Source organism: Micromonospora sp. MW-13 (assembly GCF_003434305.1).
In the GTDB taxonomy this organism is placed as follows: Bacteria; Actinomycetota; Actinomycetes; order Mycobacteriales; family Micromonosporaceae; genus Micromonospora.
Genome location: NZ_QKKX01000033.1, coordinates 157,236 through 172,363, shown reverse-complemented (window position 1 = coordinate 172,363; position 15,128 = coordinate 157,236). Strand labels below are relative to the sequence as shown.

The 15,128-nt window shown below is 74.1% G+C and carries 9 protein-coding genes; 6 read left to right on the top strand and 3 right to left on the bottom strand.

Translation table 11 applies throughout. The features are described from left to right. Position 1 precedes the first annotated feature (1 nt). Both lanKC and pgi read right to left on the bottom strand, forming a co-directional pair. Positions 2-2,635, bottom strand: a complete 2,634-nt coding sequence (gene lanKC / locus C5N14_RS18180; protein WP_117669280.1) for a class III lanthionine synthetase LanKC — start codon at positions 2,633-2,635, stop codon at positions 2-4. Between the two features lie 228 nt (positions 2,636-2,863). Next, positions 2,864-4,501, bottom strand: a complete 1,638-nt coding sequence (pgi, locus tag C5N14_RS18175; protein ID WP_117669279.1) for a glucose-6-phosphate isomerase — start codon at positions 4,499-4,501, stop codon at positions 2,864-2,866. Between the two features lie 359 nt (positions 4,502-4,860). Between pgi and C5N14_RS18170 the strand changes: the two genes are divergently transcribed. The 5 genes from C5N14_RS18170 to C5N14_RS18150 all read left to right on the top strand — a co-directional run bounded on the left by C5N14_RS18170 (position 4,861) and on the right by C5N14_RS18150 (position 12,207). Further along, positions 4,861-5,364 (top strand): hypothetical protein, encoded by a 504-nt coding sequence (locus C5N14_RS18170; protein ID WP_117669330.1) that lies wholly within the window; start codon positions 4,861-4,863, stop codon positions 5,362-5,364. After that, on the top strand, positions 5,364-6,779 hold the full coding sequence (locus C5N14_RS18165) for a hypothetical protein (RefSeq protein ID WP_117669278.1): 1,416 nt from the start codon (positions 5,364-5,366) through the stop codon (positions 6,777-6,779). Before C5N14_RS18170 ends, C5N14_RS18165 begins: the two co-directional genes overlap by 1 nt. Then, positions 6,776-8,152, top strand: coding sequence for a VWA domain-containing protein (locus tag C5N14_RS18160; protein WP_117669277.1), 1,377 nt, complete (start codon positions 6,776-6,778; stop codon positions 8,150-8,152). Before C5N14_RS18165 ends, C5N14_RS18160 begins: the two co-directional genes overlap by 4 nt. 12 nt (positions 8,153-8,164) lie before the next feature. Then, positions 8,165-9,277 (top strand): AAA family ATPase, encoded by a 1,113-nt coding sequence (locus tag C5N14_RS18155; RefSeq protein WP_117669276.1) that lies wholly within the window; start codon positions 8,165-8,167, stop codon positions 9,275-9,277. Positions 9,278-9,378: 101 nt separating this feature from the next. Continuing rightward, positions 9,379-12,207: a DUF5682 family protein gene (locus C5N14_RS18150; protein ID WP_117669329.1), complete on the top strand. Its 2,829-nt coding sequence runs from the start codon at positions 9,379-9,381 to the stop codon at positions 12,205-12,207. Positions 12,208-12,483: 276 nt separating this feature from the next. Here C5N14_RS18150 and C5N14_RS18145 read toward each other — a convergent pair whose 3' ends face one another. Beyond that, positions 12,484-13,065 carry a hypothetical protein gene (locus tag C5N14_RS18145; RefSeq protein ID WP_117669275.1) on the bottom strand — a complete coding sequence of 194 codons (582 nt, stop codon included), beginning with the start codon at positions 13,063-13,065 and terminating at the stop codon, positions 12,484-12,486. Between the two features lie 315 nt (positions 13,066-13,380). On the opposite strand from C5N14_RS18145, the gene C5N14_RS18140 reads away from it, so the two are divergent. After that, the gene (locus C5N14_RS18140) at positions 13,381-15,114 is read left to right on the top strand and encodes a M28 family metallopeptidase (protein WP_117669274.1); all 1,734 of its coding nucleotides are present in this window, start codon (positions 13,381-13,383) and stop codon (positions 15,112-15,114) included. Positions 15,115-15,128: the final 14 nt, after the last annotated feature.

Below are 15,128 nucleotides of genomic sequence, written 5' to 3'. Positions count from 1 at the left end.
ATCACCTCCTCCCGTGGTGCGTGCGGTCACGGTCGCCCTCGCCGCTGCGAGGGAGCCTCGGCGCGCCGGCCAGCGGCGCGAGGAAGGGCAGGACCACCGGCTCGTCGTGCCGCACGGCGGCCAGCGCGAGCAGCACCCCGGCGGCGCCGGTGCCCAGGTCCATGGACAGCCGCAGGAGCTGCTCGCCGGGGAAGGCGGTGCCGCCGCCGTACGGCAGGGCGTGCCAGGCGAGCCGGCGCACCTGCGCGTCCAGCTCGCGGCGCTGCTCCGGGTCGTCGGTCAGGGTGGCCAGGTACCCGATGATCCCGGCCCGCCCGGCGAAGAGGCCGGACTGGGCGTAGAACGGGGACCGGGCGGCCCGGCGCACCCCGGCGCTCGCCTCGGCGAACCGCTCGTCGGCGCGGTGGCGCAGGTACTGGTCCAGCACCAGTCCGATGCCGACGCTGCCCTGCCCGAGATACGGCATGGTCCGCCAGCCCTCGTCGACCTCCAGCGCGCCGTTCGGGCGGACCACACACCGGCGCAGGTCCTGGCGCAGCGCGGTGGCGGCGTGGTCCAGCAGGGCCTCCTCGCCGGTCAGCTCGTGCAGCCGCAACAGCAGCAGCGCCGGCCCGGTGCGACCGCGCAGCAGGCCCGCGTACGGGTTGCGTCCGCCGCTGACGTCCGGGCCCGGGTCGTCGGCGAGCCGCTCGACGACGGCCGCCGTCACCTGCTCGGCGGCGTCGCGCAGCCCGGTCTCCCCGGTGCGCCCGGCCAGCTCGGCGAGGTTCAGGGCGATCCCGGACAGCCCGCTGGCCAGGCTCAGGTCCAGCTCGGCCCAGGACTGGCGCAGGCAGATGTCGAGCACGTCGAGGGCGTCGGACCGGCGGTCCAGGTGCTCCAGCGCGTACGCCACCCCGTGCAGGCCGTCGTAGAAGCCGAGCCGGGTGCCGGACGCGGGGGCGGTGGCCCGCCGCACCAGCCAGTCCTCGTGCTCCGGCCGGCGACCCGCGCCGCTGACGGCCAGGGCGTGCAGCACCCCGGCGGCACCGTGGGCGAGGTTGAGCCCGCCGCTGTGGAACTGCGCGATGTCGCCGGGGAAGAGCCGGTCGTCGCGGTCGGGGGTGGCGCTGGCCAGGATGGCGGTGGCGATCCGCCGTCGCACGTCGGGCCAGTCGCCGTCCAGGTCGTACCGGCGCGGGTCGGCGGCGGCCCCGGACCCGGCCGCGCGGCCGGACGCGGTGGGCGCGGCGGTGCCGGTGATCTCGGCGACCGCCTCGGCCAGCCACGGTCGGGGGACCGGAAAGCTCTCGGCGATCACGTCGGCCAGGTGCGCGGCCTTGTCCGGGGCGATCCGGACGAGCTGGGTCAGCGGGAGGAACAGCGCCAGGCGCAGGCAGGCCAGGGCGTACCGGTCGACCGCCGGGCCGGTCCGGTCGCCGGGCGCGGCGAACCCCTGGTTGCGCAGCCCGGGCCGGCGGTGTCCCTCGATCGGCGCGGCGACCTCGAAGTCGACCAGCGCCACCCGGCCGTCGGGGCGGACCATGATGTTGAACAGGTGCAGGTCGCCGTAGACCAGGCCGCGCTCGTGGATCGCGGCGACGATCGCCTCGACCTGCGCCAGCACGTCGCGCGCCCAGTCGGCGTACGCCGCCCGGTCGGCCTCGGTGGCGTCGGCGTCGATCAGCGGGTACCGGTCGACGACGACCTTGTTCAGCGCCCGGCCCTCGATGAACTCCAGGGCCAGGAAGCGGTGCTCGCCGAGGGCGAACTCGTCGTGCACGGCGGGCACCTGGGGCAGGTCGGCGAGGCGGCGCAGGGCGGTCGCCTCCCGGTCCAGCCGGGCCACCGCGTCGGTGCCGTCGGCGTCCAGGCCGGCGTGCGGGCGGGCCTCCTTGAGCACCACCTCGGCGTCGGTGCGCAGGTCCCGGCCCACGTACAGGCCCCCGCCGTTGGAGAAGTGGATGACCTTCTCGATCCGGTACGGCACCTCGGTCGTGCTGGTGGCGCCACGGGCGGCCAGGTGCGGGGCGAGGAAGTCCGGCAGGGTGACCCAGTCCGGCAGGTGGAACACCGGGTCGCGCCGGTCGGGCACCAGCGTGCCGGCGCCGTCGGCGATCGCCGGGACCACCTGCCCGTCCGGGGACAGGCAGTAGCGGCGGGCGAAGCCGCCGTAGCGCACGTGCACCGGGCCGGCGCCGTAGCGCAGGTCGCTGAGGACGTACGGCCCGGCCTCCCCGGCCAGCAGCGCGTCGAGCTCCTTGCAGGCCAGCTCCAGCTCGGCGGCGTCGCGCGGATAGATGGTGACGAACTTGCCGCTGGCCGAGCGGGACGCGTACTTGGAGTTGCGCAGCAGCAGCGTGCGCGGGCCGCGCAGGAACTTGAACGACAGCCCGCGCGGCACGCAGTACGCCCACACGGCGTCGAGCACCCGCTCGGCGTTGGCCAGGGTGGCCGACACGTGGATCTTCCAGCCCTGCTGCGGCAGGGAGCCGCCCTGCGGTGCGTGGATCAGCCAGTCGTCGAGCGACTCGCGGCGCCAGCCCGCCGGCACCTCCCGCTCGGCGGCGGCGAAGGCCGGCTGCGCGACCGCGCTGCCGAGCGAGTCGTAGAAGAGCCGGTCAGCGGCGCAGTAGTTGTCGTAGCGCTCGTCCACCGTGGCCCCCTCCGCGATCTCGGCCGGTTCCGTTCCCGGCGACGCATCGAGTCTCGTGGAAGGGACCCAGCCGACCCCAGTGCACTAAGTCACGAATCCGAATGCGTGTTACACGGGTTGGGGTGACAAAAGTCAGCGACCAGCCGTGCGACCTGCGTGAACGGGCCGGAACGGGACGAGCCGGCCGACGCCACGGGGCGTCGGCCGGCTCGGCGGGGGCGGGGCGGGTCAGCCGGCGGCGTGCCGCTGCACCCGGTACCGGGCGATCAGCGCCCGGGTCGAGGAGTCCAGCCCGGACAGGTCGGCCTCGTCCCCGGTGAGCAGCGGCGCGAGCTGGTTGGCCAGCACCTTGCCCAGCTCCACGCCCCACTGGTCGAACGGGTTGATGTCCCAGATCGCGCCCTCGGTGAACACGATGTGCTCGTACAGCGCGATGAGCTGGCCGAGCACCGCCGGGGTCAGCTCGGCGGCCGTGATCGAGGTGCTCGGGTGGTTGCCCGGCATCACCTTGTGCGGCACCAACTCCGCCGGGGTGCCCTCCGCCTCGACCTGCTCCCGGGTCCGGCCGAAGGCCAGCGCGGCGGTCTGCGCGAAGAAGTTCGACATGAACAGGTCGTGCATGTCGTCCAGGTCGTGCCGGGGGCGGCTGAACCCGATGAAGTCCGCCGGCACCAGCCGGGTGCCCTGATGGATGAGCTGGTAGAAGGCGTGCTGGCCGTTGGTGCCCGGCTCGCCCCAGAAGATCTCCCCGGTGTCGTACGACACCCGGGTGCCGTCCAGGGTCACCGACTTGCCGTTGCTCTCCATGGTGAGCTGTTGCAAGTACGCCGGGAACCGGTGCAGGTACTGCGAGTACGGCAGCACCGCGTGGGTCTGCGCGCCCAGGAAGTTCGTGTACCACACGTTGAGCAGCCCGAGCAGCGCCGGCACGTTGCGCTCCACCGGCGTGGTCCGGAAGTGCTCGTCGACGGCGTGGTACCCGGCCAGCAGCTCACGGAAGTGCTCCGGCCCGACCGCCAGCATCACCGCCAGGCCGACGGCCGAGGGCAGCGAGTACCGGCCGCCCACCCAGTCCCAGAAGCCGAACATGTTGTCCGGGTCGATGCCGAAGTCCCGTACCCGATCGGCGTTGGTGCTCACCGCGACGAAGTGCCGGGCCACGGCCTCGGAGTCGGCGCCGAGACCGGCCAGCAGCCAGTCGCGCGCCTGCCGGGCGTTGGCCAGGGTCTCCTGGGTGGAGAACGTCTTCGACACCACCACGAACAGGGTGCTCGCCGGGTCCAGGTCGGCGGTGGCCTCGGCGATGTCGGTGGGGTCGATGTTGGAGACGAACCGGCAGGAGATCCCGGCGTCCCGGTACCCCTTCAGCGCCTCGTACGCCATCACCGGCCCGAGGTCGGAGCCGCCGATGCCGATGTTGACCACGGTGCGGATTCGCTCGCCGGTGTGCCCGACCCACTGTCCGCAGCGGACCCGGTCGGTGAACGCGGACATCCGGTCCAGCACCTCGTGCACGTCGGCCACCACGTCCCGGCCGTCCACGCTCAGCGAGGCGCCCCGCGGCTGACGCAGCGCCGTGTGCAGCACCGCCCGGTCCTCCGTGGCGTTGACGTGCGCGCCGGAGAACATCGCGGCGATCCGGTCGGTCAGCCGGGCCCGCCCAGCCAGGGCGGCGAGCAGGGTCAGCGTCTCGTCGGTGACCAGGTTCTTGCTCCAGTCGACGTGGAGGTCCGCCACCTCGCCGGCGAGCCGGACACCGCGGTCCGGGTCGGCGGCGAACAGGTCGCGCAGGTGCGCCTCCCGGACCTTCTCCGCGTGCGCCGCCAGCGCCCGCCACTCGTCGCTGGTGGTGATCTCCTCGGCCATTCCCGGCTCTCCTCCCGCACCTGCTCGCTTCACCGGCGGCCGTCACCGTACTGCGCGTGCCGGCCCGCCCGGGCCAGATTGCCACCAGCCGGGACGTGTCGCACCCCGGTCGGCTCAGGGCACCCGGGCGATGCCGCCGTCGAGCCGGCACCGGCACGGGGCGACCAGCACCACGCCCGGCCCCCGGGGCCGGCGTTTCCTGTCGTACCCATGGGGCAAGATCTTTCTCAGGACGGGCGCCCCGGTGGGCCCGGTTCCGGCGGGTCGTCGCGCCCGTCACCCCTATTCGTCGTGCGCCGGCCCCCGTCGGCGCTGAGTCGGCACGCCCGCGGGTGTGCCGGGTGCGGAGGTCGTAGGTGCTGGAGACGGAGCACGTCCCGTGGGAGCGGCGCGCCCTCGCGCCGGTGCTGCCCGCGGTGCGTCCCCGCAAGCTGGCGAAGGTCCCCTTCGTCGAGCTGGCGGACGGCCGGTTGCAGGGGGTGGTGTCCAGCGGTTCCGACATCGAGCGGGTCTACGTCTCCTCGATCGCCGCCGGCAGCCACGGCTTCAACTGCTCCACCAACAACAACCGGCCGTGCGGCGGCCTGCGCGGCGCGCCCTGCAAGCACCTGCACGCCCTGCTCGACGAGGCCGTCCTCCAGTACGGCGTCGAGCGCGTCGGCCGGTACCTGCGCATCGACGTCACCGACGGCGTGACCACCGGCGCCGACCTGGCCCGCCGGCTCGACGGCCGGCACGAGCCGACCCCGGCGGCGGTGGTGTTCAGCCGGTTCCTGCGCCACCTGGCCTACCTGGAGCTGCCGGCCGCCGACGGCCCGCTGCCCGAGCTGCACTGGTTCCCGGCGACCGGGGCGGGACGCTGATGCGCGGGGCCCAGCTCACCGCGTTGCGCGACGTCGCGCCGGCCGGACTCGCCCCGGCCCTGGACCTGGTCGCCGGCCTCGACGACGCGCTCGTCGCCGGCCTGGCCCGGGTGGGCGAGGCGCAGGCCGCCGCGCTCGGCGACCTCGCCGCCGCGCTGGCCGCCACCCCGCTCGGCGACCGGGTCGCCGAGGCGGTCGCCAAGGTCACCACCGGGTCGCTGGCCGACGAGCACCTGGCCGCCCTGGCCGGGGCGCGCACCGCCCTGCTCGGCGCGGCGCACGACGCCCTGCTCGCCGGGGCCGACGCCGCCCTCGGCCGGGAACGCGCCGCGCAGCCGACCCCGCCCGCCGGTCCGCTGCCCGCCGAGGCGGTGGCCCCGCTGTCCGCCGCCCGGTCCTGGCTGTCCGAGCTGGCCATCACCGGCTGGCGCGGCGTCGACCACGACCTCGTCGCGGCGGGCAGCCGGCCGGTCGAGGCGACCCTCGCCGTCCCGGCGCTGCGCCGGCTGGCCGTCCTCCTCGACGGCCTGGCCGCCGAGCTGCGCGCGTCCTGCCCGGTCGCCACCATGCCGGCGGTGCCGGTGCGCCGCTGGGCCGACCTGTGGGCCCGCGCCGTGCTGCTCGCCCAGGAGTCCGCCGGCGTCCCCGACCCGTCCGCCGCCGGTGTCGAGACCGTCTCCGGGCGGCTGCTGCTGCTCGGCGTCGACGTGCACGAGCACGCCACCGCCGTCCAGGTGCAGGCGCACGCCGTCCTCGAACCGGCCGACGGCGGCCCGGCCCGCCTCGTGCGTACCGGCGTCGCCGCCGCCAAGGTCGACACCATCGTCGGGCCGGCGCTGTGGCGGCTGCTCGCCGACCACCCGGTCCTGCTGGCGGCGCTCGCCGAGCACCGCAGCATCGAGGTGACCGACCTGCCGCTGGCCGGCGGCGACCTGTGGTGGCGCGACGGGCAGGCCCACGTCGGCAATTCGGCCGACCCGTTCGCCACCGCCCGGGTGCTGCTGCCCGCCGCGGTCGCCGCGCCGGTCCCGCCGCTGCACCGGCACCCGGTCGCCGTCGCCGAGCCGGTGCTGCTGGAGGGGTACGCCGTCGACGCCGGCGACGACGGCGGACTCCGGTTCACCGTCGACGGGGCGCACGTCGCGGTGGACGTCGACCGGCTGCCGGCCTGTGGTCCGCTCACCCCGGCCATGGTCGCCGCCTCGACGGCCTGCCTGGGGCTGCTGCGGTGGGACGGCCGGTGGACGGTGCAGCCGCTCGCCGTCCAGGCCACGGTCAAACGCGCCCCGGTCGTCGCGCACAACGGCGACTGGGCGCAGGGCCCCACCGACCCCAAGGTCGCCAAGGCCGAGGCGAAGGCCGGTGACTCCGTCGCCGTGCTGCGGGAACGCGCCGGACGGCTGCTGCGCCGATGACCGCGACCCCCGAGGCGCCCGGAGGAGGCGCGCAGGTGAACCCCGACGCCAACCGTCGGCAGGTGCTCTACTGGCGGCTGCTGGCCCGGCTCTTCGACCCCGCCGACGAACAGCCGTCCCTGGAGGCGGCGAGCGTCGCCGTCGTCGACGACCTCGGCCTGCCGGCCGCGCTGCTGGACCCGTCGGTCTCCGTCGACACCGTGGTCCAGCGTTTCCCCGGCCTCGCCGACGAGCTGGACGGCCTGCTCACCGCCGGCCAGCCGGCGGACGACCAGCCGGCGGACGACCAGCCGGAGCCGGCGGGGCAGGCCGAGGTACGGCGGGCGGCGCTGGTGTCCAAGCTGCTGCTCAACGTTTTCGCCACCGGCGGGGGCAGCGTCAGCGCCAGCCAGCTCGCCCGGTGGCAGTCCGACGCCGGCTGGTTCGAGCGGGCGCTCGGCTGCGAGCCCGGTGAGCTGCGCCGGCAGGCCGCTGCCGGCGGCGGGCTGGGCGGCGTGCTGGCCGGCCTGGAGGGCGACCTGGTGCGCCGGATGCACCTGCGTGAGGTGCTCGCCGACCCGAAACTGGCCGCGAAGCTCACCCCGAGCATGTCGCTGATCGAGCAGCTACTGCGGGACAAGTCCAACCTGTCCGGGGTGGCGCTGGCCAACGCCAAGGCGCTGATCCGCCGGTACGTCGACGAGGTCGCCGAGGTACTGCGCACCCAGGTCGAGCAGACCAGCGTCGGCACGATCGACCGGTCGGTGCCGCCGAAGCGGGTGTTCCGCAACCTGGACCTGGACCGCACGATCTGGAAGAACCTCACCAACTGGAGCCCGGAGGACCAGCGCCTCTACGTCGACAAGCTCTACTACCGGCAGACCACCCGGCGCACCACCCCGGCCCGGCTGATCGTGGTGGTCGACCAGTCCGGCTCGATGGTCGACTCGATGGTCAACTGCACCATCCTGGCGTCCATCTTCGCCGGGCTGCCCAAGGTGGACGTGCACCTCATCGCGTACGACACCCGGGCGCTGGACCTGACCCCGTGGGTGCACGACCCGTTCGAGGTGCTGCTGCGCACCAAGCTCGGCGGCGGCAACGACGGGCCGGTGGCGATGGCCATGGCCCGGCCCAAGATCGTCGAGCCGCGCAACACCGTCATGGTCTGGATCTCGGACTTCTACGAGTTCAACCGCTCCCAGCCGCTGTTCGACGGCATCGAGGCGGTGCACCGCTCCGGGGTCAAGTTCATCCCGGTCGGCTCGGTCAACAGCTCCGGCAGCCAGATCGTCAACCCCTGGTTCCGCCAGCGACTGAAGGACCTGGGCACCCCGGTCATCTCCGGCCACATCCGCAAACTCGTCTTCGAGCTCAAGAACTTCCTCACCTAGGAGACCCCTGACATGTCCGAGATGTTGCGCGCCCCCGCCGAGGTCAAGTTCGCCGAGGAGCTGGCCTGGCTGGAGTCGGTCGACACCGACCCGAAGCCGTTCTCCTGGCGGCTGAGCCCCCGGATGGTGCGGCTGTTCGTGCTCGGCTCCGAGCGGGCCGACGGGCTCGACCGGGAGGTCGCCCAGAAGTGGTTCGGCGACCGCAGCTTCGTCGAGCGGGCCATCGTCACCCTCGCCTCCGACCGGGGCCTGCTGCTGATCGGCGACCCGGGCACCGGCAAGAGCTGGCTGGCCGAGCTGCTCGCCGCCGCGATCTGCGGCAACTCCACCCTGGTCGTGCAGGGCACCGCCGGCACCACCGAGGACCACATCAAGTACTCGTGGAACGTCTCCATGGTGATCGCCAAGGGGCAGTCCCGGGAGTCGATGATCCCCTCGCCGATCATGAACGCGATGGAGCAGGGGGTGATCGGCCGGTTCGAGGAGCTGACCCGCTCCACCAGCGACGTGCAGGACGCCCTGATCTCCATCCTGTCGGAGAAGTACGTCTCCATCCCCGAGCTGGACGACGACAACATCGTCTTCGCCCGGCCCGGCTTCTCCATCATCGCCACCGCCAACAGCCGGGACCGGGGCGTCAACGACCTCTCCTCGGCGCTCAAGCGGCGGTTCAACTTCGTCCGCATCCCGGTGGTGACCAACAAGCGCAGCGAGGCGGAGATCGTCCGGTTCCGCACCGAGGAGCTGCTGCGCCGGCACCGCATCGAGCTGGACGTCCCGCCCACCCTGCTGGACATCCTGTTGCAGAGCTTCGCCGACCTGCGGGCCGCCGCCGCCTCGGCCACCAGCGACGACGAGAAGCTGGAGTCGGCGCTGTCCACCGCCGAGCAGATCGGCGTGCTGGAGGACGCGATCCTGCACAGCCAGTTCTTCGGCGACCGCATCCTGCGCGCCGAGACCCTCGCCGGCTCGCTGGTCGGCTCGCTGGCCCGGCGCAGCCCGGAGGACCTGGCCATCCTCAACAAGTACCTGCACGGCGTCGTGGAGCCCCGGGCCAAGAAGGACGGCGGTTCCTGGGAGGGCTTCCTCGACGGTGGCCGCCAGGCGATCGCCAACCTGTCGTGACCGGCCCGACGACCGCGCCGCCCGGCAGGACCCCGGCACCCGTACCGGCGACCCGACCGGCCGGCCCGCCCCCCGGCGCCGCGTCCGGCGCGTTCCGGGGGCTGCGCGACCAGCTCACCGACGCCGCCGAGGCATTCGCCGGCAGCCCGGGGGCGCTCGCCGACATCCTCACCGGGATGATCGACGACGTCGACCGGGCGCTCGGCGAGCGGCTGGAGATCTTCCCGGTCTGCCACCACTCGCCGGCCTCCGCGCTGGCGATGGTGCGCCGGCTGCGCGCGAAGCAGCCGAAGGTCATCTACCTGGAGCTGTGCGAGGACCTGCAACCCCTGCTGGGGGAGCTGCGCAACTGCCGGCTGCCGGTGGCGGTGCAGGCGTTCGCCTCGAAGCTCGACGGGTTCCCCGCCGAGTGGGCGCCGCTGAGCGTCGTCGCGCCGATCACCGAGGCGTCGGCGGAGTACCAGGCCATCGCGTACGCGCTGGAGACCCCCGGCGTGGAGCTGGTCCTGGTGGACCGCTCGGTCGACCACGTGTTCCAGTGGTCGCCCCGCGATCCGGCCGAGGGCCGGGGCGAGGCGGGCGGCCCCGCCGACGGAACGCCGGAGGAGGCGGCGGCGACCCACGAGGAGGAGGCGGCGCTGCACGGCGACGCCGTCGGTGTGGAGATCGGCGACCTGCGGCCCCGCTTCGCCGAGCTGGAGGCGTACCTGCTGCACCACGGCAAGGTGCGGCACTGGTCGGAGTGGTGGGACCAGTACGTCGAGCAGCCCCTGGTCGGCGCCGACCACGAGACGTACCGCCAGGTGATGGTGCTGATCGGCAGCCTGTTCCGGCGGCTGCGCCCGGCCGACGCCGAGCGGCTCGACCGCGACGAGGAGCGCGAGCGCTACATGTGGACCCGGATGCGGGAGCACCTCGCCGCCTCCGGCGCCGACCCGGCCGACTGCCTGTACGTCTGCGGCGCGTTCCACGCCGCCAGCCCCGTCGCGCAGTTCGGCACCGGCCCCGACGCCGCGGCTTACGAGATCAGCCCGCGCACCGCCACCCGCTGGCTGTACGGGCTGATCCCGTCCAGCCACTCGGCGATCGAGGCGCAGTTCGGGCTGGCCCCCGGCTCGGTGTCCATCGCCGCCGCCACCTGGGCCAAGGCGGTGTCCCGCTCGGGAGCGGTCCCGTTCCGGCTCGCCGGCCAGCAGGGCGGCAAGCCGGCGAAGGGCAGGGCCCGCAAGGCCGCCGCCCCGGCCGCGGTAGCCGACGAGCCGGTGACCGACCGGCTGTCGGGCTTCCTGGCCCGCCCGCCGGTCCTCGACGACCTCGACGAGGCCGAGCTGCGCGGCTGGTGCGTGGACATCGTCCGGCTGGCCCGGCGCAACGGGTACCTGGCCAGCACCGCCGACGCGATCGCCGTGTTCGAGACGTCGATCCTGCTCGCCGGGCTGCGCAACCGGGCCCGCCCCACCCCGTACGACTTCGCCGACGCGGCGGTGACCTGCATCGAGAAGGACGTGGTGCCGGGCCGGCGGGACGTCCGTCGGCTCTGCGAGATCCTGCTCGGCGGCGACCGGATCGGCCAGGTCGGCTACGACGCCCTGCCGCCGCTGGCCCGCGACGTGCTCGACCGGCTCGCCCCGCTCGGGCTGGACCTGGACAAACGCACCATCCAGCGGGCCCTGCTGGACCTGCACGGCCAGCCGGCCGTGGCTCCCTGCTCGGACCTGCTGTGGCGGCTGCGCCACCTGCTACCCCGCGACGCGGTCCGCCCCATCATGGGCGAGCGGCGGCTGGGGGAGCGCTCGGCGCAGGAGAGCTGGGACCTGGCGCTCGGCCGCCACCAGCGCGCGCTGATCGAGCTGGGCTACGAGGGCGTCACCGTCGAGCAGGTCCTCGAGCAGCGGCTGCGCCGCCGGGCGTGGGGGCCGCAGGCCACCGCGGCGGTCGCGCTGGAGGCGGTCGAGGACGCGATCCTGCTGCTCGACGGCCGCCGGCTCGTCGACGAGCTGGGTGCCCGCGCCGTGGAGCTGCTCGCCGCCGAGCGGACCGTCGACGAGGCCCCCGAGGTGCTGCGCCGGATCCGTCGGCTGCTGGCTCACTACCGGGCCACCGAGCCGGACCTGCCGGCCTGGTGCGCGGCCTTCGTCACCACCGGGTACGCCCACTACTGCACCCTGCTGCCCACCGCGTTCGTCGACGCGGAGGCGGCGGTCCGGCAGGTGGCCGCCATGCTGGGCTTCCTGTTCAGCATGGAGAGCCTCGCGCTGGCGCTCGGCTGCGACCGGGCCCAGCTCGAACTGGCCGTGCGGCAGTCCCGGCCGGAGGCGCCGGCCCGGGTCGCGCTGCACTGGGCCGCCCAGCACCAGCTCGGGCTGCTGCCCCTGGCCGAGCTGCGGTCCCGCGCCGTGGAGCTGCTGGCCAACCCGCTGGTGGTGCCGGCGTTCCCGCAGTACCTCAGCGGGTTCGTGCAGGCCCTGGAGCCGGTGCCCGGGCTGGCGCCGTTCGTGGTCGAGCTGATGTCCACGGCGTTCGCCCGGCTGCCCGACCCGGTGCTGCTGCCCTGGCTGCCGACGCTGATCACCACCCTGCGCGACCAGGCGGGCGAGCTGGTGCCGACGCTGGTCCGCGAGGCCGGCCGGACGTTCCCCGCCACCCTGCCCGCCCTGGACGCCTGGGTGCCGCCGTGGACGGCCCGACCGGCGGCGTCGCCCGCCACCGCGCCGGTGTCCGCCCCGGCCGGGCCGGTGGTCGACCTGCTCGTCGACTATCCGGCCACCTGCGACGCCGTGGCCGACCTGCTCGGCTGCCCCGGCGGGTGGCGGGTCGGCGAGCCGGCGACCGGGCCCGGTCCGGCGGTCGATCCGGAGGTGGCCGACCTGCTCGCCGCGTATCCCGCCACCACGGCCGAGGTCGAGGCCCTGCTCGCCCCGGCCCACTGACCCGCCCAACCCCGCCTCGCCTCGCCCATGATCGACTCCGTGTCATTGACATGGGGGTATCCGCGCCAGGGCAAGGCGCGATGTCGGTGACATGGAGTCGATCATGGGCGGTCCGCCGGGGTGGGGGCGGTTCGGGGCGGGCTGGTCCGGGGTGGGGGCGGTTCGGGGCGGTGGCCCAGACCGCCGCGACCGCCTGACCGCCCCGACCCGCGCGCCGGGCCACCCGGCCGCCGCCACGCCCGCCCGCTCGGCGGCCGGCGGGCGCGGCGGTACGCGTCAGCCGAGCGGCTGGTCGGCTGTCTCGTCGTCTGGATCCGCGTCGTCCGAACCGTCGAAGACGGGTTCGCCGCAGGCCGGGCACTCGACGGTGTCGAGGTCGTCGAGGACCTCGGCGAGTTCGGGGTGGCCCTTCAGCGCCGCGACGGCGGAGAGCAGGTACCGGGTGGTGGTCTCGTCGTGCCGCGCGCCGGCCAGCGTCTCGGCCAGCAGGGCCAGGGCCTCGGGCAGAGCGTGCCGGTAGGCGGTGGTGATGTCGTCGGGCAGACCGTCGGAGGTCTGCCCGTAGCCGCGTGAGCAGGTGGCGACCAGGCCGACGACGATGAGGTACTCGTCGCGTCCGGCCGCGGGGAGTTGGCGGGCGATGTCGACCAGGTGGGGGACGGCGGCGTAGGCGGCGGGCCAGGCGGTGCCCTCGGAACACAGGTACGGCCACAGGTCGCTGAACCGCCCCCGGTCCGTCGGGTCGGCCCGTAGCTGGCGCAGTTCGTCGGGGACGAACGGGGCGTCCGGCCCGCCCCGGCCCGCCGACCAGCCCCGGTGGTCGAGGTCCGGCCAGCGTGGATCATCGAGTGGCAGCATGGCCAGCAGCCTAGGCCCCGGTCGACGCCTCCGAGCGGGGTGGGCGGGCTCGCCCGGGACGCCGCCGTGGGCTGTCCGGCGCGGCGGCGGGCAGCTTCGACGTCGCGCCGCGATCGGGGGATCGGGGGATCGGCGCGGGAGTATGACCGGAATGGATATTGACCAGGGAATAGACGCATGTCAGTGTTTGCTTCCCTGGAACGAACGTCGCGGCGTCCCCTCAGGACGCCGCCGGACCCCGCCGCCCACCCCCGCGCGCGGGGGCCCGGTCACGCCCAGGTGCACGAAACCCCCGACCTGCACCGAGGAGCATCCATGAGACGCACCACGTTGACCGCGGGCATCGCGCTCGCCGCCGCCGTCGCGCTGACGGCGTCGACGGCGACGCTGCCGGCCGCCGCCGCCCCCGCCCCCGCCCCGGCGCTCGCCGCGCTGGCCGCCCCGGACATCTCCGTGACCAACGTCCAGGCCCACCTGTCCCAGCTCCAGAGCATCGCCACCAGCAACGGCGGGCACCGCCGGGCCGGCTCGGCCGGCTACACGGCCTCGGTCAGCTACGTCAAGAGCAAGCTCCAGGCCGCCGGTTACACGGTCACCGAGCAGAACTGCACCGGCTGCACCTACCCGGGCAACAACGTCATCGCCGAGTGGCCGGGCGGCCCGGCCGACCAGGTGATCATGTTCGGCGCCCACCTGGACGGCGTCTCCGCCGGCCCCGGCATCAACGACAACGGCTCCGGCTCCTCGGTCCTGCTGGAGAACGCCCTCGTGCTGGCCCAGCAGAACCCGACCATGACCAAGCGGGTCCGGTTCGCCTGGTGGAACGGCGAGGAGCAGGGCCTACAGGGCTCCAAGTTCTACGTCAACTCGCTCAGCGCCGTCCAGAAGGGCTACATCAAGGGGTACTACAACTTCGACATGGTCGCCTCCACCAACGGCGGCTACTTCATCAACCGGGTCACCTCCACCACCGCCGCGCCACTGAAGGCGTACTGGGACTCGCTGGGCCTGGCGCCGGAGGAGAACGTCGAGGGCCAGGGCCGCTCCGACGACTACTCGTTCCAGCAGGCCGGCATCCCCACCTCCGGGTACGCGATGGGGGCCAGCGCCCGCAAGACCAGCGCGCAGGCCAGCAAGTGGGGCGGCACCGCCAACGCCTCGTACGACCCCTGCTACCACGCGTCCTGTGACACCACCAGCAACATCAACGCCACCGGGCTGAACCGCAGCGCCGACGGCGTCGCGTACGCCATCTGGGACCAGGCGGTCGGCACCGGCACCCCGACCAACAACTTCTCCGTCGCGGTGAGCCCGACCTCCGGCAGCATCGCCCAGGGCGCGTCCACCACCGCCACCGTCTCCACCGCCACCACCTCCGGTAGCGCCCAGACCGTCGCCCTGTCGGCCTCCGGCGCGCCCAGCGGGGTGACCGTGTCGTTCAGCCCGGCGTCGGTGACCTCCGGCGGCTCGTCCACGATGACCGTCGCGGCCTCCTCGACGGCGGCCACCGGCACGTACACCATCACGGTCACCGGCACCGGCTCGGTCGCCCGCACCACCACGTACACCCTCACCGTGACCGGCACCGGCGGCTGCGCCGGCGGCCAGGTGGTCGGCAACTCCGGCTTCGAGAGCGGCGCGACCGTCTGGACCTCGTCCTCCGGCGTGATCACCACCGACCAGGGCCAGCCCGCCCGCTCCGGCTCCTACAAGGCGTGGCTCAACGGGTACGGCAGCAGCCACACCGACTCGCTGTCCCAGTCGCTGACCGTCCCGGCCGGCTGCGCCACGTACACCCTGTCGTTCTGGCTGCACGTCGACACCGCCGAGACCACCTCGTCCACGGCGTACGACAAGCTCACCGTCCAGGTGGGCAGCACCACCCTGGCGACGTACTCGAACCTCACCGCCGCCACCGGGTACGTGCAGCGCACCTTCAACGCCGCCGCGTACGCCGGCCAGACGGTCACCCTGAAGTTCACCGGTGTCGAGGACGCCTCACTACAGACCAGCTTCGTCATCGACGACGTCACCCTCACCGCGAGCTGAGCGGAACGGAAGGG

Bases quoted from the DNA above. Each gene is read 5' to 3' on its own strand.
- C5N14_RS18140 (WP_117669274.1), top strand. From the start codon at position 13,381: ATGAGACGCACCACGTTGACCGCGGGCATCGCGCTCGCCGCCGCCGTC.
- C5N14_RS18155 (WP_117669276.1), top strand. From the start codon at position 8,165: ATGTCCGAGATGTTGCGCGCCCCCGCCGAGGTCAAGTTCGCCGAGGAG.
- C5N14_RS18160 (WP_117669277.1), top strand. From the start codon at position 6,776: ATGACCGCGACCCCCGAGGCGCCCGGAGGAGGCGCGCAGGTGAACCCC.
- C5N14_RS18145 (WP_117669275.1), bottom strand. From the start codon at position 13,065: ATGCTGCCACTCGATGATCCACGCTGGCCGGACCTCGACCACCGGGGC.
- C5N14_RS18165 (WP_117669278.1), top strand. From the start codon at position 5,364: ATGCGCGGGGCCCAGCTCACCGCGTTGCGCGACGTCGCGCCGGCCGGA.
- pgi (WP_117669279.1), bottom strand. From the start codon at position 4,501: ATGGCCGAGGAGATCACCACCAGCGACGAGTGGCGGGCGCTGGCGGCG.